The 23,531-nt window shown below is 68.8% G+C and carries 16 protein-coding genes; 7 read left to right on the top strand and 9 right to left on the bottom strand.

Going from position 1 to position 23,531, the window contains the following annotated elements; translation table 11 throughout:
• Positions 1–46 precede the first annotated feature (46 nt).
• From hrcA to lepA, 4 genes are all read right to left on the bottom strand, one after another.
• A complete protein-coding gene (hrcA, locus tag ACIQ0W_RS12215) occupies positions 47–1,087 on the bottom strand; it encodes a heat-inducible transcriptional repressor HrcA (RefSeq protein ID WP_396643024.1) in 1,041 nt (346 codons plus the stop codon).
• A gap of 192 nt (positions 1,088–1,279) precedes the next feature.
• Complete coding sequence (gene hemW / locus ACIQ0W_RS12210) at positions 1,280–2,497, bottom strand: radical SAM family heme chaperone HemW (protein WP_396643023.1); 1,218 nt, start codon at positions 2,495–2,497, stop codon at positions 1,280–1,282.
• Between the two features lies 1 nt (position 2,498).
• Positions 2,499–3,149 carry a DUF1990 family protein gene (locus ACIQ0W_RS12205; protein ID WP_396643022.1) on the bottom strand — a complete coding sequence of 217 codons (651 nt, stop codon included), beginning with the start codon at positions 3,147–3,149 and terminating at the stop codon, positions 2,499–2,501.
• A gap of 9 nt (positions 3,150–3,158) precedes the next feature.
• On the bottom strand, positions 3,159–5,015 hold the full coding sequence (gene lepA, locus ACIQ0W_RS12200) for a translation elongation factor 4 (protein ID WP_396643021.1): 1,857 nt from the start codon (positions 5,013–5,015) through the stop codon (positions 3,159–3,161).
• A gap of 349 nt (positions 5,016–5,364) precedes the next feature.
• Here lepA and ACIQ0W_RS12195 point away from each other — a divergent pair, with 349 nt between their 5' ends.
• The 3 genes from ACIQ0W_RS12195 to rpsT all read left to right on the top strand — a co-directional run bounded on the left by ACIQ0W_RS12195 (position 5,365) and on the right by rpsT (position 11,491).
• Positions 5,365–10,071, top strand: coding sequence for an ExeM/NucH family extracellular endonuclease (locus tag ACIQ0W_RS12195; RefSeq protein WP_396643080.1), 4,707 nt, complete (start codon positions 5,365–5,367; stop codon positions 10,069–10,071).
• Between the two features lie 281 nt (positions 10,072–10,352).
• Complete coding sequence (locus tag ACIQ0W_RS12190) at positions 10,353–11,108, top strand: alpha/beta fold hydrolase (RefSeq protein ID WP_396643020.1); 756 nt, start codon at positions 10,353–10,355, stop codon at positions 11,106–11,108.
• A 122-nt stretch (positions 11,109–11,230) separates the two neighbouring features.
• Complete coding sequence (rpsT, locus tag ACIQ0W_RS12185) at positions 11,231–11,491, top strand: 30S ribosomal protein S20 (protein ID WP_396643019.1); 261 nt, start codon at positions 11,231–11,233, stop codon at positions 11,489–11,491.
• Between the two features lie 157 nt (positions 11,492–11,648).
• Here rpsT and holA read toward each other — a convergent pair whose 3' ends face one another.
• The 5 genes from holA to pabB all read right to left on the bottom strand — a co-directional run bounded on the left by holA (position 11,649) and on the right by pabB (position 20,110).
• On the bottom strand, positions 11,649–12,704 hold the full coding sequence (gene holA / locus ACIQ0W_RS12180; RefSeq protein WP_396643018.1) for a DNA polymerase III subunit delta: 1,056 nt from the start codon (positions 12,702–12,704) through the stop codon (positions 11,649–11,651).
• 101 nt (positions 12,705–12,805) lie between these two features.
• Entirely contained in the window at positions 12,806–15,145 is a 2,340-nt protein-coding gene (locus ACIQ0W_RS12175) for a ComEC/Rec2 family competence protein (RefSeq protein WP_396643017.1), read from the bottom strand.
• A 2-nt stretch (positions 15,146–15,147) separates the two neighbouring features.
• Entirely contained in the window at positions 15,148–15,804 is a 657-nt protein-coding gene (locus ACIQ0W_RS12170) for a helix-hairpin-helix domain-containing protein (RefSeq protein WP_396643016.1), read from the bottom strand.
• A gap of 237 nt (positions 15,805–16,041) precedes the next feature.
• Positions 16,042–18,648 carry a leucine--tRNA ligase gene (leuS, locus tag ACIQ0W_RS12165; RefSeq protein ID WP_396643015.1) on the bottom strand — a complete coding sequence of 869 codons (2,607 nt, stop codon included), beginning with the start codon at positions 18,646–18,648 and terminating at the stop codon, positions 16,042–16,044.
• A 103-nt stretch (positions 18,649–18,751) separates the two neighbouring features.
• Positions 18,752–20,110, bottom strand: coding sequence for an aminodeoxychorismate synthase component I (gene pabB, locus ACIQ0W_RS12160; protein WP_396643014.1), 1,359 nt, complete (start codon positions 20,108–20,110; stop codon positions 18,752–18,754).
• 41 nt (positions 20,111–20,151) lie between these two features.
• On the opposite strand from pabB, the gene ACIQ0W_RS12155 reads away from it, so the two are divergent.
• From ACIQ0W_RS12155 to ACIQ0W_RS12140, 4 genes are all read left to right on the top strand, one after another.
• On the top strand, positions 20,152–20,817 hold the full coding sequence (locus ACIQ0W_RS12155) for a DedA family protein (protein ID WP_396643013.1): 666 nt from the start codon (positions 20,152–20,154) through the stop codon (positions 20,815–20,817).
• A gap of 5 nt (positions 20,818–20,822) precedes the next feature.
• Positions 20,823–21,857 carry an App1 family protein gene (locus ACIQ0W_RS12150; protein ID WP_396643011.1) on the top strand — a complete coding sequence of 345 codons (1,035 nt, stop codon included), beginning with the start codon at positions 20,823–20,825 and terminating at the stop codon, positions 21,855–21,857.
• 159 nt (positions 21,858–22,016) lie between these two features.
• Positions 22,017–22,730 carry an SOS response-associated peptidase gene (locus tag ACIQ0W_RS12145; protein WP_396643010.1) on the top strand — a complete coding sequence of 238 codons (714 nt, stop codon included), beginning with the start codon at positions 22,017–22,019 and terminating at the stop codon, positions 22,728–22,730.
• A gap of 209 nt (positions 22,731–22,939) precedes the next feature.
• Positions 22,940–23,428 (top strand): DUF222 domain-containing protein, encoded by a 489-nt coding sequence (locus ACIQ0W_RS12140; protein ID WP_396643009.1) that lies wholly within the window; start codon positions 22,940–22,942, stop codon positions 23,426–23,428.
• Positions 23,429–23,531 lie beyond the last annotated feature (103 nt).

Raw genomic sequence — 23,531 nt, 5'->3', positions numbered from 1 at the left:
TGCCTTTCACAGATGTCCGCCGACTGAAGCCTGCGGGTCGCGTCCGTTAGCGGGACGTCTCGTCTTCGTCGAGCAGGCGCGAGAGGTATCGCGCGACGGCTCGGGCGGCCGCCAGGTTGCTCGGGTAGTCCATGCGGGTCGGCCCCATGACGCCCACGCGGGCCATGGTTCCGGATGTCTCGTAGTCGCTCGTGACGATGGATGCCTCGGCGAGGCCCCAGGGTTCGTTCTCGCGTCCGATGCTCGCCGCGAGTCCCTGGCTGTCTGCCACCATCTCGCTCATCAGGCGGATCAGGGTGACCTGCTCTTCGATGGCCTCCAGCAGCGGGTAGATGCTGCCGCGGAAGTCGGTCTCGCGGCGGGCGAGGTTGGCGGCTCCGGCCATCACGAGGCGGTCTTGGCGGAACTCCTCGAGCTCTTCCGACAGAACGTGCGCCACCTGGACGAGCGCCGTGTCGATGACGGGCGCGGCGGGGTCGGCGGCGATGCGCAGAGCATCTACCCTCTCGGAAGCCACGCCCACCGCGAGCCCGGTGATGAGCGCGGCGAGCCGGCCACGCAGCACCGGGATGTCTTCCTCATCCAGGGGCACGGTGAGGGGCGCGATCCGCTGCGAAACGCGTCCCGTGTCGGTGACCAGGATGATGAGCAGCCGCTGGGGCGCGAGCGAGACGAGCTCGACGTGCGTGACGTGCGCGTTCGCGAACGACGGGTACTGCACGACCGCAACCTGGCCCGTCAGTTGCGAGAGCACACGGACCGTGCGGGCGAGCACGTCGTCGAGGTCGCCCGTGCCGCCGAGGAAGCTCGAGATGGCGCTCCGCTGAGCGGGCGAGAGAGGGCGAACTTCTGCCAGGTGATCGACGAAAACGCGGTAGCCCTTGTCGGTCGGGACGCGACCCGACGACGTGTGCGGGGCGACGATGAGTTCTTCGTCTTCGAGCAGCGCCATGTCGTTGCGGATCGTCGCCGCCGACACTCCGAAGGCGTGGCGCTCGACGATCGAGCGGCTGCCGACCGGCTCGTGGGTGGAGACGTAGTCCTGGACGATCGCCCGGAGGACCTGCAGGCCTCGTTCGCTGACCATGATCCCCCTTCCGCTGGCACTCGAGAAGTCTGAGTGCCAATTCTAACGCGTCGGGGCCGTGCGGCGGTGATGCGGCGCGGCCGTTGCCATCTGTCTGCACCGTCCGCACGACGCCAGGACCGACACTCCGGGCCCGGGATGGCTGACTCGGCGCGTCGTCTGCCCGGTCGTGCGGACGGAACGCGGCAGGCGCTACGGCAGCAGGGCGCGCACGACGGCATCGGCGAGCAGTCGACCACGAAGGGTCAGCACGATGCGACCCCGCAGCGCATCGGATGCCTCGACCAGACCGTCCGCGATGAGCCCCGCAACAGCGACCCGTGACGCCGAGGGCACCCGATCGAGGGCGAGCCCCTCGCGGATGCGCGACTCGAGCAGTACTCGCTCGAGGGTGGAAGCTGCGGCATCCGGTCTCTCGCGTCCGGCCGCGGGCGACTCCCCCACCGAGAGGCGCTGCGCGTAAGCGGCCGGATGCTTGACGTTCCACCAGCGCAGCCCGCCGACGTGGCTGTGGGCACCGGGCCCGAAGCCCCACCAGTCCTGACTGCGCCAGTAGTTGAGGTTGTGCTGCGAGCGGTGCTCGGGCGTGCGAGCCCAGTTGCTCACCTCGTACCAGTCGTACCCGGCGGCGCCGAGGCGGGCGTCGGCGGCTTCGTACATGTCCGCCTGCAGATCGTCGTCCGGGGCGACGAGCTCCCCGCGACGGATGCGCCTGTGCAGCGGCGTGCCCTCCTCCACGATCAGGGCGTAGGCCGAGACGTGGTCAGGGTTTTGCGCGAGGGCCGAGTCGAGCGACTGGGTCCAGTCGTCGAGCGACTCCCCGGGCGCACCGTAGATCAGGTCGAGGCTCACGGCGAGCCCGGCGGCGCGCGCGGTCGCGACGGCCGTCGCCACGTTCTCCGGGTTGTGGGTGCGATCGAGCGCCGCGAGTACGTGCTGCACACTCGACTGCATCCCGATCGACAGGCGCGTCACCCCGGCCGCGGCGAGGGTGTCGGCGACCTCGGTGGTCATGGTGTCCGGGTTGGCCTCGACGGTGATCTCGGCACCGGGCATCAGCCCGAAGGTCTCGCGGACATCGCCGAGCATCCGCGCGAGGTCCCCCGCGGGCAGCAGCGTGGGGGTGCCCCCGCCGACGAAGACGGTCGACGCGGGACGGAGCGCCCCGGCATCCGTCAGCACGCGGCGCGCGATCGCGACCTCGCCCGACAGCGTCTCGGCGTACGAGTCCTGCCGGACGCCCCGCAGCTCGGTGGCGGTGTACGTGTTGAAGTCGCAGTATCCGCAGCGCACGCGGCAGAACGGGACGTGGAGGTATACGCCGAGATCCGCTGCGGGGTCGATCGTGAGATCCCGTGGCAGCGCGCCGTCGGCGGGTGCGGGATCGCCGACGGGAAGGGGGCCGGCCACGTCAGGACGGTGTCGTGTAGAGCGGCGAGATCGCCCGCAGGTAGCGCGTGAACAACTGACGACGACGGCGACGGACCAGGCCCTTCAGCATGCGATAGGTCGTCGCGGCGGGCGCATCGAACGCGCGCACCGTGAACCAGACCTCATCGTTGGGCAACCAGTCGACCATGAAGGACTCTTCGCCGCGCACGACCGAACCGCCCACGGTGCCGAGCGCGAACCCGACCCGACGCGTCTCTTCGACCACGAAGATCACGCGCAGCTCGGCGTCCGCACGCAGACCGCCGACCCGTCCGCGTACGTGCACGTTGGTGCCCGCGCCGACGAACGGGGTGCCGTCGGCGTCGAAACGCTGGTCGGCTTCGGTGCGCGACGGCGCGAGGGCGTTGCCCTCTTCGTCGAAGCTCACCCCGGAGTACATGGGACCGGATGCGGGGCGCACATCCGAGAGCCGAAGCCCCGCGCCGCGCACCGCACCCCACGACAGCAGCGACTCGCTCGCGGCCTGGAACCGGGCTTCACCCGAGCCGATCCGCAGAGTCTCTTCCGCCGGGATGCTCCGCTCGGGCGGGAAGTGCATGAGGTCGGCGGCCTGGGTGGCCCCGACCGCCGCGTAGTCCACCGTGTCGTCCTTGAACGTCCCGCGCCGCATCATTCGAGCCTAGTTGGCCTTCGTCTCGGTATCCCCTGAGAGGGCCGCGATGAACGCCTCCTGCGGAACCTCGACCCGGCCGACCATCTTCATACGCTTCTTGCCCTCTTTCTGCTTCTCCAGCAGCTTGCGCTTGCGGCTGATGTCGCCGCCGTAGCACTTGGCGAGAACGTCCTTGCGCATGGCACGGATCGACTCGCGGGCGATGATGCGGGCGCCGATCGCGGCCTGGATGGGCACCTCGAACTGCTGGCGCGGAATGAGCTTCTTCAGGCGCTCGGTCATGAGCACGCCGTAGGCGTAGGCCTTGTCTCGGTGCACGATCGCGCTGAACGCGTCGACCGCTTCGCCCTGCAGCAGGATGTCGACCTTCACGAGGTCCGACTCCTGGTCGCCGCTCGGTTCGTAGTCGAGCGAGGCGTAGCCGGCGGTCTTGGACTTGAGGTTGTCGAAGAAGTCGAAGACGATCTCGCCGAGCGGGATCGTGTAGCGGATCTCGACGCGGTCCTCACCGAGGTACTCCATGCCGAGGAGCGTTCCGCGGCGCTGCTGGCACAGCTCCATGATCGTTCCGACGTAGTCCTTGGGCGCGAGGATCGCCGCCTTGACCATCGGCTCGGTGACACTCGAGATCTTCGTTCCCGAGGGGAACTCGCTCGGGTTGGTGACGGTGTAGGTCTTCTTGTCGTCGGTCGTGACCTCGTAGGTCACCGACGGCGCGGTCGAGATCAGGTCGAGGCCGAACTCGCGCTCGAGGCGCTCGGTGACGATCTCGAGGTGCAGCAGTCCCAGGAACCCGCAGCGGAAGCCGAAGCCGAGGGCAACGGATGTCTCGGGTTCGTAGTTGAGCGAAGCATCCGAGAGCTTGAGCTTGTCGAGCGCCTCGCGCAGCACCGGGTAGTCGCTGCCGTCGATCGGGTACAGCCCCGAGAAGACCATCGGCTTCGGGTCGGTGTAGCCCGGCAGCGCCTCCTTCGAAGGCTTCGCGGCGTTCGTGACCGTGTCGCCGACCTTGGACTGGCGCACGTCCTTCACACCCGTGATGAGGTAACCGACCTCGCCCACACCCAAGCCCTTGGTGGGGGTGGGCTCGGGCGACGACACGCCGATCTCGAGGAGTTCGTGGATGGCGCGGGTAGACATCATCTGGATGCGCTCGCGCGGGGACAGGTGGCCGTCGATCACACGCACGTAGGTGATGACGCCGCGGTACGAGTCGTACACCGAGTCGAAGATCATGGCGCGGGACGGGGCATCCGGATTACCCTTCGGCGCCGGGATCTGCTGTACGACCTGGTCGAGCAGCTCTTCGACACCCATGCCGGTCTTGCCGCTCACGCGCAGGACGTCCTCGGGCTTGCCGCCGATGAGGCTCGCGAGTTCCTTCGCGTACTTCTCGGGGTCGGCCGCGGGCAGGTCGATCTTGTTCAGCACCGGGATGATCGTCAGGTCGTTCTCGAGCGCCAGGTAGAGGTTCGCGAGGGTCTGCGCCTCGATGCCCTGCGCCGCGTCGACGAGCAGGATCGCGCCCTCGCACGCCGCGAGCGAGCGGCTGACCTCGTACGTGAAGTCGACGTGGCCGGGGGTGTCGATCATGTTCAGCGCGAAGGTCTCGCCCGTTCCCGGCGCGGACCAGGGCATGCGCACGGCCTGGCTCTTGATCGTGATGCCGCGCTCGCGCTCGATGTCCATGCGGTCGAGGTATTGCGCTCGCATGTCGCGGTCCGAGACGACGCCGGTGATCTGCAGCATCCGGTCGGCCAGCGTCGACTTGCCGTGGTCGATGTGGGCGATGATGCAGAAGTTGCGGATGTTCTCGGGCGGCGTTGCGGCGGGCTCGAGGGGCTTCAGGGCGCGGGGAGACATGTCCGGTCGATTCTACGGGCCCCGGTACACGCAGCTGAGAACCTGCCCGCTGCTGCCCGGGCGCGGCATCGTAACCCGGGCCTTTCGAAACACGCCAGGGAACCATTTGTAAACAAACGATGAGAGTTTGTTCACCACATCGATGCTTGCGCGATCGCTGGGTTGCAACGAATGCTCAATGGTGCGGCTGGTTCCCCCGCGATCCCTCCACGATCGTGACCGAGCCGCATGGAGACGACACGTGACGAGTAATCGGCGACCCCAGCCGCCTCACCTGCAGGCACATCAATCCCCCACCGCATCCGCTCCCACCCCGCGCCCCTCGCGCGGTCGCCGCGCCGCCGCACTCATCGCGGTCTCCGCGACCGCGCTCGCGGGTATCGGCGCGGCTCCGCTCGCGGCCTCTGCCGCGGTGAGCCCCGATGCCGCAATTGTGATCAGCGAGGTCTACGGCGGGGGTGGCAACAGCGGCGCCGTGCTGACCCACGACTTCGTCGAGCTCTACAACGCCAGCGAAGCCCCGGTCAGTATCGACGGCTGGAGCGTGCAGTACGCGTCCTCGACCGGAAGCACCTGGAACGGGCGCACGAACCTCAGTGGCACGATCGCGCCGGGTAGCTACTACCTGATCCAGCAGGCGACGAACAACGCCACCGTCGGAGCACCGTTGCCGACACCCGACCTCAGCGGCACAACCAACCTGAGCGGATCGACCGGCAAGGTCGCCCTTGTCTCGTCGACCACCGCGCTCACGGGCGCGACGGGCAATGCAGCCGGCGCACCGAGCGTGGTCGACTTCGTCGGTTGGGGATCCGCCGGCGACTTCGCCGGTGCGGGGGCCGCTCCGGCGACGACGAGCGCAACGAGCGTCTCGCGCGACGCTGTGAACACCAATACGGCGAACAACGCCGTGGACTTCACGGCTGGCACCCCGACTCCGACGGCTTCTTCGGCCGGCGAGCCGGAAGAGCCGCCCGTGGATCCCGAAGAGCCGGTGGACCCGGAGGAGCCGGTCGACCCGGTCGAGCCCACGGTCGTCGCGATCGACGCCATTCAGGGCACGGGCGACGCCTCGCCGCTCGCCGGCCAGACCGTCACGACCGAGGGTGTCGTCACGGCGCACTACCCGACCGGTGGATTCAACGGATACGTGATCCAGACCGCCGGCACCGGCGGAGCGCTCGACCTCACGACCCACACGGCCTCCGACGCCGTCTTCGTCTACGCACCCGGCGCCGTCGGTGAGGTCGCTCCCGGCCAGACCGTGCGCGTCACGGGTGTCGTCAGCGAGTTCAACGGTCTCACCGAGCTGACCGTCGCCCCAGGCGCCGCGACCGTCGTCGAGGCGGGTATCACGCCCGTTCCCGCGACGATCGGCTGGCCGTCGAACGCCGCCGAGCGCGAGGCTCTCGAATCGATGCTCGTGCAGCCGCAGGGCGCCTTCACCGTCTCGAACACGTACAGCACCAACCAGTACGGCGAGGTCGGCCTCGCGGCCGGCACGACGCCGCTCCAGCAGCCGACGGATGTCGCACGCCCGGGTACACCCGAGGCGGCGGCCGTCGTGGCCGACAACGCGGCCCGCGCCGTCACGCTCGACGACGGCACCTCGATCAACTTCCTGAGCACCGCGAACGCGGGCCTGACCCCCGCATGGGTCTCGCTCGTCGAGCCGCTCGTGGTCGGAGCATCCGCCACCTTCTCGGCCCCCGTGGTCGTCGACTACCGCAACAACGCCTGGAAGCTCAACCCCACCGCCCCCATGACGGCGGACGGCTCGGGCACCGACGGTGTGCAGTTCTTGAACCCGCGCACGGCGGCGCCGGAGAACGTGGGCGGCGACGTGTCCGTCGCATCGTTCAACGTGCTGAACTACTTCACGACACTCGGCGACGAGAATGCGAGCTGCCAGGCCTACTCGACCGCGGCGGGCGAGCCCGTCACGGTGCGCCAGGGCTGCGACCAGCGCGGCGCCTGGGATGACGCGGACTTCGCGCGTCAGGAGTCGAAGATCGTGGACGCGATCGAGGCGCTGGATGCCTCGGTCGTCGGCCTGATGGAGATCGAGAACTCCGCCGCCCTCGGCGAGCCCGTCGATGAGGCCACCGCGACGCTCGTCGCTGCTCTCAATGAGGCCGCCGGCACCGAGAAGTGGGCGTTCGTGCCTTCCTCGGACGAGCTGCCCGCAGCATCCGGACAGGACGTCATCACCAACGCGATCATCTACCAGCCGGCACTCGTCGAGCGGGTGGGCGAATCCCGTGCGCTCGGCGACCAGAGCGAGAGCGGCGAGGCGTTCCAGAACGCCCGCGAGCCGATCGCTCAGGTCTTCGCCCCGGCCGACGGCGGCGCCGAGTTCCTCTTCGTCGTCAACCACTTCAAGTCGAAGGGTTCGGCCGGCCCTTGGCCGGGCGACGCCGACACGGGTGACGGACAGGGATCGTCGAACGAGTCCCGTGTGCGCCAGGCCACGGCGCTGCGCGATTGGGTCGCCGAGATCCAGGACGAGACCGACGCGGTCATGCTCGCGGGAGACTTCAACTCCTACAGCCAGGAGGACCCGCTGCAGGTGCTCTACGACGCGGGCTACGCCAACGCTGAGGACGCGCTCGAGATCGATTCGTCGAGCTACTCCTTCTCGGGACTCTCGGGCTCGCTCGACCACATCCTGCTGAACGACGCGGCGCTCGCTCGCGCCACGGGTGGCGACATCTGGAACATCAACTCGGGTGAGTCCGTCGCGCTGGAGTACAGCCGCTACGGCTACCACGGCACGCTGTTCTACGAGGAGGGCCCCTACCGCTCGTCCGACCACGACCCGGTGATCGTCGGCCTGTCGGCGGAGGAACCGCCGGTCGAGCTGACGCTGCTGGGCATCAACGACTTCCACGGTCGCATCGATACCAACACGGTGAACTTCGCCGGAACCATCGAGCAGCTGCGGGATGCCGCATCCGGACCCACGCTGTTCCTGTCCGCGGGTGACAACATCGGGGCATCGCTGTTCGCCTCGGCCGTCGCGCAGGACCAGCCGACGATCGACGTCCTGAACGCCCTCGAGCTCGAGACATCCGCCGTCGGAAACCACGAGTTCGATCGCGGTTTCGACGACCTCGCGGGCCGCGTGACGACCGAGTCGGACTTCTCCTACCTCGGAGCGAACGTGTACGAGGTGGGTACCGAGACCCCGGCCCTCGACGAATACGCACTGATCCAGGTCGACGGTCTGACCGTCGGCGTGATCGGTGCCGTAACCGAAGAGACCCCGGCCCTGGTGTCGCCCGCCGGCATCACGAGCCTCAGCTTCGGCGACCCCGTCGAGGCCGTCAACCGCGTCGCCGCCGAGCTGTCGGACGGCGATGAGGGCAACGGGGAAGCCGACGTGCTCGTGGCGATGTACCACGAGGGCGCGGGCGCCGGAACTCCGGATGGCGCGACCCTCGAAGAGGAGATCGCCGGTGGCGGTGCCTTCGCACAGATCGTGGAGGACACGGCCGCCGAGGTCGACGCGATCTTCACGGGCCACACGCACAAGGAATACGCTTGGTCGGCGACGATCCCCGGTACCGACCAGACCCGCCCGATCGTCCAGACGGGTTCGTACGGCGCCAAGATCGGCAAGATCACGCTGACGCTCGACCCCGAGACGGGCGACGTCCTGGATCACGCCGAAGAGAACGTCGCGCGCACCACGACTCCCGCCGCCGAACTGATCACGACGTACCCGCGGGTCGCGGCTGTGAACGACATCGTCACGCAGGCTCTCGCCTACGCTGCCGAGATCGGCAACACGGCGGTGGCCGAGGTGTCGGGCGACATCACGACGGCGTACGTCGGCGGTTCGTTCGTGAACGGCGTGTGGACAGGCGGCTCGCGGGATGACCGCGCGTCGGAGTCCGCGCTCGGCAACCTCGTCGCGGGGTCGATCCTCGACTCCCTGTCGGCGCTGCCGAACGGTGCGCAGATCGGTGTGACGAACCCGGGCGGTCTTCGCGCCGACCTGTTCGACACGCAGGCCGAGTTCGGCGCGAGCGCCGTGGCCGGGATGCCGGATGGCACCATCTCGTTCTCTCAGGCGAACGCGGTCCAGCCGTTCAACAACACGCTCGCGCTGGTCACCCTCACGGGTGCGCAGTTCACGACGCTGCTCGAGCAGCAGTGGCAGCGGGATGCCAGCGGCAACGTGCCGAGCCGCCCCTACCTGCAGCTCGGACTGTCGGACAACGTCACCTACACGTTCGACCCGACGCTGCCCGAGGGCTCGCGGATCACCTCCGTGACGATCGACGGCGCGCCGCTCGATCCCGCGGCGGAGTACCGCGTCGGTACGGCGTCGTTCCTCGCAACGGGTGGCGACAACTTCCGGGTCTTCACCGAGGGAACGGACTACGTCGACACCGGCCTGCTCGACTACGAGGCGTGGATCGACTTCCTCGCCGAGGGTTCGCCGGTCGCGCCGTCGTACGCCAAGCAGGGCGTGGCCGTGCAGGGTGCCCCGGAGTCGGCTGTCGCCGGGACCGACGTCTCGTTCTCGGTCTCGGGGCTCAACATGACGAGCCGCGGCACGCCCGAGACGACGTCGCTCGATGTCTCGCTCGGTGGCTCACCGCTCGGCACCGTGCCCGTCACGGCTGGCGCGGCGACGGTCACGGTCACGATCCCCGCGGGGACAGCGGCCGGGGCATCCGCTCTCGTGCTGACGTCCGCCACGGGCACGACGGTCACGGTTCCCCTCACAATCGAGGAGGCTGTGCCCGTCGCGACGAGCAAGACGACGCTGGTCGCCCTGCCGCCGCTGCACATCAACGGCCTGCTGCACGCCACGCTCATCGCGTACGTGTCGCAGTCGGAGGGTCGCGCAGCGGGCACGGTCGTGTTCCGTGAGGGCAAGACGGTGATCGCCGAGGTCGAGGTCGGTCGTCTGGGTATCGCATCGGTGACGCTCCCGCGTCTCAGCCGTGGCGCGCACCAGTACACCGCGGAGTTCGTCCCCGCGGACACCGCTGCCGTCGAGGGATCGACGAGCAAGAAGGCGAAGGTTCGGGTGCTGTTCTAGCCTGCACCGCTCCTCCGGAACGGCCCTCGTACCTTCGGGTGCGGGGGCCGTTCCGCATTCGGGGTCGACCTATTTGCGCCAGTGCCTCGCCCAACGGACGCAACACGCCGCGTGGGTTTCGTGGGCACGGCGTGTTGCGTCCTTTCGCGAGAAAGTGCCGACTCGCGGCGCCGGGCTGTTCCCGAGATGACGCAACACCCCGTCAGCACGCGACCGGCGCGGCGTGTTGCGTCCTTTCGCGAGGCGGGCTCGGACCCGCCCCCAAAAGTTAAGCTGGAGGCATGACGGTGCAGGTGGTCTTCGTCCACGGAATTCGCACCTCGGCGACGATGTGGCGGGCTCAGGTCGCGCACCTCGAGGCCCGCGGCATCGGGGCTCACGCTCTCGATCTGCCCGCACACGGCACGCGCATGGGCGAGACCTTCGACATCGACGAAGCCTTCGCGACCATCGACCGAGCAGTTCGTCGCGCCGCCGAGGACGGCCCCGTGCTGCTCGTCGGACACTCCATGGGCGGACTGCTCTGCACCGAGTACGTGGGTGGGCCGGAGCATCCGCCCGTCGCCGCCTTCATCGGAGCCGGATGCACCGCCCTGCCTCGTACCGCCGGGTTATCGGCGTATCGGGCGCTCGCCGGCGGCTTCAACCGTCTGCCCGACCGGGGAATGTGGCTGACGAACAAGGTGCTCGACCGCACGCTGCCCGCCGACACACGTCTCGATTTCGGCGCCGGCGGGTATGCCCTCGACGCGCAGGACGCAACCCTGCGCTCACTCTCCGTCCTCGACCTGCTGACGGCACTCCGACGCATCGACGTGCCGGTCTGGTTCATCAACGGGCAGTACGACCAGATGCGGCTCAACGAACGGCTCTTCCTGCGGCTGAAGCCCGAGGCCGAGTTGGTCGTCGTTCCGAAAACGAGCCATCTCGTCACGGCCATGCGTCCGCGCGTCTTCAATGCGCTGCTCGATGTGGCGATCGCCACGATCGAGGCGGGCGGCGAGGCACCCTCGGCACGCAGGGTTCGCACGCGTTGACCTGCTAGACTCTTTGATTGGCTTGCGTGTGGGTATCCCACCCTCACGATCGCTGCCCGACAGCCCTCTTCTGCCGGCCGGCAAACACATCCAAACTCTCCTCGAACGAAAGACTCGACACAGTGGCAAACATCAAGTCGCAGATCAAGCGCAACAAGACCAACATCAAGGCGAACGAGCGCAACAAGGCGGTCAAGACGCAGCTGAAGACGGCTATCCGTCGCACCCGCGAGGCAACCGCCGCCGGCGACAAGGCCGCCGCCGAAGCAGCCCTCGTCACCGCGACGAAGAAGCTCGACAAGGCCGTCAGCAAGGGTGTCATCCACCAGAACCAGGCCGCGAACCGCAAGTCGGCCATCGCCAAGCAGGTTGCTGCGCTCTGATCTGAACGCATTCACGAAGGCTCGTCCCCCAGGGGGCGGGCCTTCGTCGTTGGCGGGCCTCCGCTCCCTGAGCTTGTCGAAGGGAGCAGCCAGGCGCACGGAGGGCACAGCTGGTCACTTCGACAAGCTCAGTGACCGGTCCGGACCAGCGTGCGGGTCAGCGGCGGGGCGCGGGACCGCCGGGGAACGGCGTGCGAGTCGCCACCACCGTCAGCAGCCGCTCGAGCGCGAAAACCGGATCACGCGAGGCACCCTTGACCTCGGCATCCGCACGGGCTGCCGCCTGAATCGCCATCCCGAGCTGGTCGTCACTCCAGCCGACCAGGTCGCGTCGGGCGCGATCGACCTGCCAGTCCTTCATACCGAGGCGTGCGGCCAGTTGCGCGGATGACTCGCGTGTTCCGGCCACCCGCGCCATGGACCGCAGCTTCGACGCGAGCGCCGCGACCATCGGCACGGGGTCGGCGCCCGAGGCGAGAGCGTGACGCAGCGCAACGAGAGCCTCACCATAGCGTCCGGCGATCGCGGTGTCGGCGACGGCGAAGGCGGATGTCTCGACCCGGCCGCCGTAGTAGCGCTGCACGATCTCGGGTGTGATGTCGCCATCCACGTCGGCGATGAGCTGCTGACACGCGGCGGCGAGCTCGGTGAGGTCGTCGGCGAAGGCCGAGGTGAGCGCCCGAAGAGCGGGCGGCGCGATGCGGCGCTGCGCGGCCTGGAACTCGCCCGCGGCGAAGTCGTAGCGGTCGGAGTCGCGTTTGACCGCCGCGCAAGCGATCTCGACGCCCCCGCCCTGCCCGCCGCGGATCGCGTCGAGCAGCTTCTTGCCGCGAACGCTCGCGCCGGTGTGGCGGAGCACGACGGTCGCGCCCTCCTGGGGATGCGCGAGGTACGACAGGGCCTCGGCCAGGAACTCGTCCGTACACTTCTCGACCCCGCCGACCCGGACGAGCCGCGGCTCGCCGAACAGCGACGGCGAGGTGACGCCGAGCAAGGTCCCGGGAGCGTAGGCATCCGCGCGAACGTCCGAGACCTCGAGCGACGGGTCCTCGGCGCGGAGGTAGTCGCGCAGGCCCGCGATCGCGCGCTCGGCGCACACCTCTTCGGGTCCGGATACGAGAACGATCGGCGCGGGCTCGGGACGACGCCACGACAGCTGCGGGATGCGGCTCGCTGCCGGCTTCGCCGGGGTTCGAGCCGATCGTGTCGCCATCCCCCCAGCCTACTGACGGCGACCGACAGCCAGAGTCACGACTGCGCGCAGCCAGAGTCACGACTGCGCGGCACAATCGGCCCATTCCGAGCTCGGTGGACTCAGCCGCCACCCTCGCGCCATATCTCCAACCCGCCATCCACATGGCGCACGAGCCCCAGACCGTCGACATCCGATCGCACGATCGTCGTTCCCGCGCCGGTGAGCAGGTCCAGGGTCTCGGCACGCGGATGCCCGTAGTCATTGTCCGCGCCGACCCCGATGAGGGCGAGGGATGCGTCGGCGACCCGGTAAAGATCCGGGTCCTGATCCGCGCTGCCGTGATGCGCGACCTTCACGACGTCGTACGTTCCGCGCACCCGCCCCGTTGCCCGGAGGGCGCGCTGAGCGGTTGCGGAGATGTCGCCGAGGTACAGGCCGCGAGGCATCCCGTCTTCCGTGCGTGCAACGTCGAGTACGAGGCTCAGATCATTTCCCGGCTCGAACGGCGACCGCCCGGAGCTCGGCCAGAGGATCTGCCAGCGGGCCGCCCCCAGCGTGCCGGTCATTCCCGCGACGCCCGCGACAGCATGAGCCCCTGCGCTGACGAGGTCCCGAATCATCCGCTCGTCCGCAGCCTCACCCGGCGATCCGTGAATGACCGTTCCGACGCGCCCACGCACGGCCTCGACAGCTCCGACGTGGTCCAGGTCGAAGTGCGTCAGAACGAGGAAGTCGATGTGGGCCACCCCGACCCGGGCCAGGCAGTCCTCGAGCAGCGCCACATCGGCACCCGTGTCGATCAACGCCACCTCGCCGCCCGACCGCAAGAGCACGGCGTCGCCCTGCCCGATGTCGCACTGGGCGACGCTCCATTCTGCGGGTACCGTCAGCGGCGCGAGCGGCCGATCGAGCAGCACTCCCCCGACGGCGACCCCCGATGCCGCGACCAGGACGAACGCGATGCCCGCCCTCGCGCGTCGGGCCAGCGCCGTGCGCGGGCGAACCACAAGGGCGAATAGAAGCGCCGCGCTGGCGACGGCGAGTGCGACCGCCCCCACCACGCCACCCGGCCACGGCAGGCTCGCACCGGGGAACTCGGCGAGCACCTCCGCCACGCCGGCGATCCAGGATGCCGGAACCCACGCGATCCACGTCAGCAGATCCGCGACCGGCGGTACGAAACCGAACAGGCAGGCCGCGAGTCCGACGAGCGTCGCAATGGGCGCGGCCGGACCCGCGAGCAGGTTCGCGACGACCCCGTATGCCGGAATCCTCGGATCGATCAGCACGAGCAGGGGCCCGCAGGCCAACTGCGCAGCGGCCGGAATCGACAGGGCGATCGCGAGGGGTACGGGCAGCACACGCGCAAACGCCGCGGCGAGGGGACGACTCAGCACCAGCAGTCCCGCGGTCGCCGCGGCCGACAGCGCGAAGCCGAGCGAATGCGACAACCACGGGTCGCTGATGAGCAGGGCCCCGACGGCCAGGGCGAGCACGGCCAGCCCCGCGCTCGCGCGGTCCGCCGCGAGGGCAAGCAGCGCGATCGTGGTCATCGCGGCCGCCCGCATCACGCTCGGCTCGGGTGTCACGAGCAGGACGAAGCATCCGAGGGCCACAAGCGACAGCAGGATACGGATCAGCCGCGGCATCCTCAGCAACCCGGCCAGGGCGAACGTCAGCGCCACGACGACCGCGCAGTTCGCACCCGAGACCGCGGTCAGATGGCTGAGCGAGCTCGTGCGCATCTGCTCACTGAGCGCATCTGAAACGGCGGAGGTGTCGCCGACCGCAAGCCCCGGAACGAGCCCGCCGCCCGCACCGGGCAACGCCGAGGCTCGGCCGACGAAGCTCCTGCGCAGGTCTGCGGTCACGCCCAGTGCACCCGTCGGGGCCGCATCGACCTCGAGGGCGGTCGCGAAGACGATGAGCACGGCCCGGTCGCCCGCATCCGTCTGACGCGCCGAGCCTCGCACGGTCACGGTGCTTCCGAGATCCAGTGCATCCCGCGCCTGCATGCCGGCCAGCACACGGGAATCGACCCAGATCGCCAGCGGAACGGATGCTTCAAGCTGCCGTCCGCCCGCCCGTACGACTCGCGTGTCGATTTCGAAGCGCACCGCGCCCGCCGTCGCCGGCTCGATCTTGGTGCTGACGGTCGCCTCGACGACAACGGCGCGACCGCCATGCCCCACAAAGGCGATGACATCCGCTCTTTCCCCGTCGGCGATCGCGACGTGGGCCGCGACGCATCCGGAGAGGACGATCGAGAGGGCCGCGACGAGCAGCGCAAGGGACGGGCGACGGACAAGCCCGACCAGGACGAGCGCGAGCAGGGCTATGGCCATGAGCGCCGCCCACGAGGCCGCGGAGGGAACGATGACCACAACGAGCGCGGCAACCCACGCGGCGACCGCCGGGACGACCAACGGGTGGTGCTTGCGGGATCTGCGCGCGGCCACGTTCACAGCACGACGAGGGGCCGGATCGACTCGAGCATCTTTTCGCCGATGCCCGGGACCGAAAGCAGGTCCTCGACCGCCGCGAAACGTCCGTTCGCGTCGCGCCAGTCGATGATCCGCTGCGCGATGGCGGGACCGACCCGCGGCAGGGTGTCGAGTTCGGCGACGGTGGCCGTGTTGAGGTTCACGCGGGCGTCGCCGGCCGTGCCGCCGCTGCCGGATGCCACGGGCGGCGCCTGCCCGACGACCGGCACGACGATCTGCTCGCCATCGGAAATGGGGCGCGCCAGATTCACGCCGGCGTCGTCGGCGTCGTCCGCGAATCCGCCCGCTGCGGCGACGGCGTCGACCAAGCGCGCGCCGCCCTCGAGCCGATACAGTCCAGGACGCGCTACGGCTCCCGACACGTGGACGTAGAGGACACCCGCCGACACGTCCTCGCCCGCGACCCCCGACGCGTCAGCGAGCGGGACCACCTCGGGTGAGGTGGCCCGTGACTGCACGATCCCGACCACGACCGTGGTGCCCAGCGCGACGAGCAGAACGACGACGACCGCACCCACCATCGCCCGGGCGCGCGGCGATGCACGCGTGTACGCGTCGCCCGCCCCGCCGAGAGACTCATCGGCGGCCGAGTTCGGAGGGTTGTCGCGCGCCACACCGTCACGCTACGGATGCCTCGGTCCCCGCAACCTCTCGCCACCCGCATCGGTGGCACCTCTCGCGCGCTCCCGGTTGGGGAGGACGAGCACCCGCACGCTCGTGTCCCACTTATCGTGCTTCGTGTCCCACTTTCGCTCGCTCTGATCGCCGCTTACCGACAAAAAGTGGGACACACCCCAAGGGCATGTCCCACTTTTCGGCAGCGGTAGCAGGCGCAGCAGGAGCGGCGGCAGCTACACCGGGCGGGTCGCGATCGAGACGACCTTCGGGGCGCGCACGATGACCTTGACGATCTCGCGGTCGCCGATCGAGCGGATGACTTTCTCGTCGGCGCGGGCGAGCTTCTCGAGCTCCTCGGCGCCGATGCGGGCGGGCACCTCGAGGGTGCCGCGCACCTTGCCGTCGACCTGAACCACCGCGGTCACGTTCTCTTCGACCAGCAGCATCGGGTCGGCCTGACGCCACGTCACGAGTCCGACGAACGGCTTGTAGCCGAGCATCTCCCACATCTCTTCGGCCGTGTGCGGCGCGAACAGGTCGAGGATCATCGCGGTGACCTCGGCGGCCTCACGCACGGCGGGGTCGGTGGGACCGGCGCCCGTGTCGATGACCTTTCGGGTCGCGTTGACGAGCTCCATCAGGCGCGCGATGACGACGTTGAACTTGGTCTGCTCCACGAGTCCGGGCGCATCGGCCAGCAGGCGGTGCGTCACGCGGCGCAGCGCGGCGTCGCCCTCGGCCCAGATCACACTCGGGTCACTGTCGACGTCGTTCGCCACGCGCCAGGCGCGAGCGAGGAACTTCTGGGCGCCGCCGGTCGAGACATCCTCCCACTCGATGTCGTCCTCGACGGGGCCCGCGAATGCGATCGCCACACGCACCGCGTCGGCACCCGGGGACTCCATGCTCGCGGCGAATTCGACCAGGTTGCCCTTGCTCTTCGACATCTTCGTGCCGCCGAGCGTGACCATGCCCTGGTTGATGAGCGACGAGAACGGCTCGGTGAAGTCCACCAGACCCATGTCGAACAGCACCTTGGTGATGAAGCGCGCGTACAGCAGGTGCAGGATGGCGTGCTCGACGCCGCCGATGTACGAATCGACGGGGGCCCACCGCTGCGCCTCGCGGGGGTCGAACGCCTTCTCGTCGTTGCCCGGCGACAGGAAGCGCAGGAAGTACCACGAGCTGTCGACGAACGTGTCCATCGTGTCGGGGTCACGACGGGCGGGTGCACCCGAGGCGGGGTCGACCGTGTTGACCCAGTTCTCGGCGGCACCGAGGGGCGAGGCGCCCTTGGGCGTGAGGTCGAGTCCCTGGACGCCCGGCAGACGGATCGGCAGCTGGTCCTCGGGGACCGGCACGATCTCGCCGTCCTCCATGTGCAGCATCGGGATCGGCGTGCCCCAGAAGCGCTGGCGCGAGATCAGCCAGTCGCGCAGGCGATACGACTTGGCCGCGCGACCCTTGCCGGATGCCTCGAGCTGCTCGATGCTGCGCGTGATCGCCGTGCGCTTGGACAGGCCATCGAGGAGGCCGGAGTTGATCATCCGTCCCTCGCCCGTCAGGGCGATGCCCGTGCGGGCCGGGTCGATGTCGTCGAGCCCGGGAGCGTCGGCCCCGGGATCGATCGGCACACCGTCGTCGTCCAGCTCGATCACGGGAATCGCACCGGTTATGGGAGCGGTCGTGTCGACCACGACCGTGATGGGCAGGTCGAAGGCGCGGGCGAAGTCGAGGTCGCGCTGGTCGTGCGCGGGCACGGCCATGACGGCACCGTGCCCGTAGTCGGCCAGGACGTAGTCGGCGGCCCAGATCGGCAGACGCGCGCCGTTGACCGGGTTGATCGCGTAGCGTCCGAGGAACACACCCGTCTTCGGGCGATCCGTGCTCTGACGCTCGATGTCGGTCGCGCGACGCACACCGTCGAGGTACGTCGTGAAGCGTTCGCGCACCTCGGGCTCGGCATCGGCGACGAGCTGCTGAGCCAGGTCGGAGTCCGGGGCGACGACGAAGAACGTCGCGCCGTGGAGGGTGTCGGGGCGCGTCGAGAACACCGTCACGGTGTCGGGGTGACCCTCGATCTCGAAGTCGATGTCGGCACCGATCGAGCGACCGATCCAGTTGCGCTGCATCTGGATGACCTTCTGCGGCCAGAATCCCTCGAGCTGGTTGAGGTCATCGAGCAGGCGGTCGGCGTAGTCGGTGATCTTGAAGAACCACTGCGTGAGCTTCTTCTTCTCGACCATCGCGCCACTGCGGTCGGACGTGCCATCCGGCAGCACCTGCTCGTTGGCGAGCACGGTCTGATCCACGGGGTCCCAGTTGACCAGGGCGTCCTTCCGGTACGCCAGGCCGCGCTCGTACAGCTTCAGGAACAGCCACTGGTTCCAGCGGTAGTAGTCGTCGTCGCTCGTGTGGAGCACGCGGCTCCAGTCATACGACGTGCCGAACGCGCGCAGGCTCGTCTTCTGCTGGCCGATGTTTGCGTAGGTCCACTCACGCGGGTCGACGCCGCGCTGAATCGCCGCGTTCTCGGCGGGCAGACCGAAGGAGTCCCAGCCGATCGGGTTGAGCACGTTGTAGCCGCGGTGGCGCCAGAACCGGGCCACCGTGTCGACGTACGCGTAGTTCTCGGCGTGGCCCATGTGCATGTCGCCCGACGGGTACGGGAACATTCCGAGGACGTACTTGCGCGGGCGGGTGTCGCCATCACCACCGGCACGGAAGGGGTCTTTCGCCTCCCACGCGGTCTGCCACTTCGCCTGAATCGCGGCGGCGTCGTAGCGCGCGCCATCGCCGGGAGCGTGGTCAGCGTTGTCGGTCGGAACGGTTTGTGACACAGAAAAACCAATCGAGCGGGGGGTTCGGGATGAGCGCAGGCGCTTTTTCCAGGTTACCCGACCCTTCTGCGCCGCTCGCCGGCCGGTGGATGGGCGCTTACCCCTACCAACCAGGCGGCAGCGCGGCGCCGAGCGCGCCGAGCGGAGCGCGCGCCTTGATGCCCACCTCACGCACCTCTTCGACCGGGACGGATGACCAGGTGATGCCGCCGCCCGCCCCGACAACAGCGCGGCCACCGCGCATGACGATCGAGCGGATGACCATGGCGAGATCAAGGGTTCCGTCGAGGCCGATCCACCCGAAGCATCCGGCATAGATGCCGCGCTCCCCCACCTCGAGCTTCTGCAGGATCGTCATCGCCGAAAGCTTGGGCGCCCCCGTCATCGAGCCCGCCGGGAAGGCGCGGTCGAGCAGTTCGCCGACGGTCGCGCCCGGGCGCAGGTGCCCCGACACGGTGCTGACGAGCTGATGCACGTGCGGGTACGTCTCCACCGCGAGCAGCGCGTCGACCCGCACCGTGCCGACCTCGCACACCCGTGACAGGTCGTTGCGCATCAGGTCGACGATCATGACGTTCTCGGCGCGCTCCTTCTCACTCGCGAGAAGGTCGCGCGCCAGGGCGGCATCCGCTTCCGGGTCGGCGCCGCGCGGCCGCGTGCCCTTGATCGGCCGGGTCCGCACGATTCCGTCGCGAACGCCGAGGAACTCTTCGGGACTGGCACTCAGCAGGCTGACGCCGCCGATGCGGACGAATCCGCCGTGATGTGCGGGACTCGTGGCGCGCAGCCGGGTATAGACGGATACGGGAGAGTCGGATGTCTCGACCTCGAACCGCGTCGTCAAGCACAGCTGGTAGGCATCACCGGCGCGGATCGCGTCGTGGCACTGTGCGATCAGCGCCTCGTACTCGGCGGGGGTGTGGCGCGAGGTGGCAGTCCTCTGTGAGGGGGATCCCGACGGCGATGCCGGGGCGGGCGCGGGCCGGGGCGTCTGGCTCGCGGCCGCTCGGACCTCGTTCGCCCAGGACACCAGCTCCCGGCCGGGCGCGACGGCCCAGGTCCGGCGGGTGGCGTGATCGAAGGCGAACCAGCCGCGGGCGTGCATCCAGGCATCGCCATCCGCTCCACCCCGCGCGGCGTCTCTTGCTGCGGCGCGGGCCGGGGCACCGGCGCGCTCCGCCGCCGGGTCATACGCGAACCAGCCGACCCAACCGCCCCGAAACGGGCCCGCAGACCACTCGCGGTCTGCGTCTTCCGCTTCGCCGGGGGCACCGGCCAGGCGCACATCCCGCACTTCGGCGACGGCCGAGGGCACGCCGTGGCCCACGAAACTCCACCCCGATTCGGCGTCGGCACCCGCGTCCAACCAGAACAGGTTCGGATGAGCCGATTCCAGCGCCGCGAAAACCGCGGCGGGCTCGATCCAGTCGGGGAGCGACTCGACGTCGAGATCCTGGGGCACGCACCCAGGGTACGGGGACCTGAGCATCGTAGGCTCGACGCGTGAACGAGTTCCTCTCGTTGCTGCTGGACTCGGTCCAGAGCGTCGACCCGGTGTTGCGCACATTGCTCGCGGGCGTTGCGATCATGCTCGAGACGAGCATCCTGATCGGTCTCGTCGTTCCGGGCGACACCATCGTGATCGTCGCCGCGACCGCGGTGTCGTCGCCGCTCGAGGGCGTCCTGCTCGGGGTCGCCGTCGTCGTCGGGGCCCTCATCGGCGAGAGCATCGGGTTCTGGATCGGTCGGTGGTTGGGCCCACGCATCCGCGCCTCCCGTCTCGGCGCGCGCATCGGTGAGAAGAACTGGGATCGTTCGGAGCGCTACCTGCGTCGCCGGGGCGGCCCCGCGATCTTCCTGTCGCGCTTCCTCCCCGTGCTGCACTCGCTCGTGCCCCTGACGGTGGGCATGAGCGCCTACCCCTATCGGCGCTTCCTCGCGTGGACGGCGCCCGCCTGCATCCTCTGGGCAACGCTCTACGTCTCCGTCGCGGCGGCCGCCGCGGGCACGTATCGCGAACTCGCCGACACGGTGCACTTCGCCGGGTACATCTTCGTCGGCGTGATCGTGCTGTTCATCGGGCTCGTGTTCGTTGGCAAGAAGGTCATCGAACGTATCGAACGCCGTCACCTGCGCGATGAGGATGCGCCGGAGGGCATGAAAGACTGAGGGCGATGCCCACTTCGACGCAAGCCCCCGCTCTTCCCGCCAAGATCCTCTGGTTGGCAAGACTCGAGCACCGATTCCACGCTTGGCGCGAGAAGCGCGCCCGCCGGCGAGGGCTGAGCGCCAGCATCGTTCCCTTCCCCGGGTACGGCGGCGAGGGTTGGGTACGTGTCGTCGGGCGCGTCTTGATCGTCCGCCCGCCTCGCGACACGAAGTCGGGTGAGATCAGCAGCCTGCGCGGATGGCGCAGCTTCATCAGCATCCCCGTCGGCTACTCCGAGGTGAAGATCACGGTCGCCGGTCGCACGCACACCGTTGTGTCCGACCGCGGCGGCGTGGTCGACACGGTCGTTCAGGCCGAGCTCGAGTCCGGATGGCAGACCCTCGAACTGTCCGTCGAGAACAGCGAGCCGGTCGAGGCCCGCGTGTTCATCGTCGGGTCGGACGTGAAGTTCGGCGTGGTGTCGGATGTCGATGACACCGTCATGGTGACGGCGCTCCCCCGTCCGCTCATCGCGGCGTGGAACTCGTTCGTCGTCGACGAGCACGCGCGCCTGCCCGTCCCGGGCATGGCTGTGCTGCTCGAACGCCTGGTGCGGAGCCATCCGGGTGCCCCGATGATCTACCTGTCGACCGGCGCCTGGAACATCGCACCGACGCTCACCCGCTTTCTCTCCCGCCACCTCTTCCCGCCCGGCGGAATACTGCTGACCGACTGGGGTCCGACGCACGACCGGTGGTTCCGGAGCGGTCGCGAGCACAAGCTCGACAACCTACGCAGGCTAGCGACCGAGTTTCCGCAGGTGCAGTGGCTGCTGATCGGCGACGACGGGCAGCACGACGAGTCGATCTACACCGAGTTCGCGAAAGACCACCCGGGCCAGGTCAGAGCCGTCGCCATCCGTCGTCTCTCCACGACCGAGGCCGTGCTTGCGGGTGGACGTCAGACGGTCGACGACCACTCCGACGCCCAGGCCCCCTGGGTCACGGCGTCCGACGGCGCGGGCATCCTGGACAAGTTGGAGCACGCCGGCCTGGTCTGACGCTATCGACGGACACGATTCCGGAGAATCTCGCGCGAACGGCCGGGATAGTCGGTGGAAGGGCCGCGGGCGGCGAGTTCCACCGGAATACTGTCCATCCCACGAGCGGGACCGTCCGGCGCCGTCCTGACGTCCGGGGCCCGGCGTAGGGTTTGAGGCATGTGCGGACGCTTCGTGGTGACCAGACCTCCGGCCGATCTGACGGCCCTGCTCGATGTCGACACGGTGGCCGAAGACCTGCCCGCGCCCTCGTTCAACATCGCGCCCACCGACAGGGCGGCTATCGTCCTCGACTCGGCGAAGACTGACCCCCCGACCCGACGCCTCGAGGCTGCGCGCTGGGGCCTCGTGCCGAGTTGGGCGAAGGATGTCTCGATCGGGTCGCGCGCGTTCAACGCGCGCTCCGAGGAGATCGAGGACAAGCCGATGTTCCGTGGTGCGCTCGAGAAGCGCCGCGCGATCGTACCGACCTCCGGCTACTACGAGTGGAAGGTCACGGACGACGGCAAAGAGCCGCACTATATCCACCCGGCGGACGGCTCTCCCCTGCTCATGGCGGGGCTCTACGAGTGGTGGAAGAACCCCGCCGCTGCGGACGACGACCCGGCCCGCTGGGTGCTCAGCTTTACGATCCTGACGCGCGATTCGATCGGCAACCTCGGCTCGATCCACGACCGCATGCCGCTGTTCGTCGACATGGACCACGCCGAGGCCTGGCTCGATACCGACACCGACAACATCGGCGACGTCCTCGATGCCGCGATCGACGCCGCACCATCCGTCGCCGCGACGCTCGACAGTCACGTCGTCGGACGCGCCGTGGGCAACGTCCGCAACAACGGGCCCGAACTCATCGAGGCGCAGGCGTCATAGGGGCTGCGGCGATCGACCTGTCACAGACTGCTCCATTTGGTGATCAAATCGAGCATTTTGTGACAGCTCGACATGGGCTCGACGTCACTGGTCGGTCTGGCTAGCTCATCCCTCGAGCTCGGGTTTTCTCATGTTCTTCTCATCTGTGAAGGCCTGATCCGGGTCGTTTTCGGGGTGGGAATGTCGGTGGTTGGTCGGATGATGAAGTCATGACCGATTCCGCACTGAATGCCCGACTTCGGGCCGACGCGCGGATGAACGTGGTGCTGCCGAAGCTGATCGAGATCCGTGCCGCAAAAGCCCGTTTGGACGCTGAGGAAGCGCGCGCGTTTGCTGAGGCGGAGGCGATCGCGGCGGACTGGACCGAAGAAGCGGACAACGGGCGCGTCGGGTCGGATGCCGGGTTCCCGTATCGGTCGATCGCGGCCGAGATCGGTGCCGCGTTGCGGGTCAGTGACCGCACCGTGCAACGCCAGATGGGCGACGCCGCAACCCTCGCCAACGACTACAAAGGCACGCTGGAAGCACTGGATGCCGGAGTCATCTCTGCCGCGCACGTCCGCGCGATCGTCACGGCCGGGGCGATCATCGAGACGCCGGAGATGCGGGCGGAGTTCGAACAGGACGTGCTGCAGATCGCGGCCACCGAGTCCGCGACGCGCTTGACGCCCCTCGAGCCTGTCAAGTTGTTTGTGTAAGCGGGCATCGGTGGGTGGTCAGAGGTAGGGGTTGATTCGGTCGGGGAACGCGATCGCGAGCTGCGAGAGCGCCTTCTTCCAGTTCGTGGTGACGGCGCCTTCG

This window comes from Microbacterium sp. (assembly GCF_044340635.1).
Classification (GTDB): Bacteria; Actinomycetota; Actinomycetes; order Actinomycetales; family Microbacteriaceae; genus Microbacterium.
The sequence above is the reverse complement of the archived record's forward strand: the minus strand, read 5'-3'. Positions and strand labels throughout refer to the sequence as shown.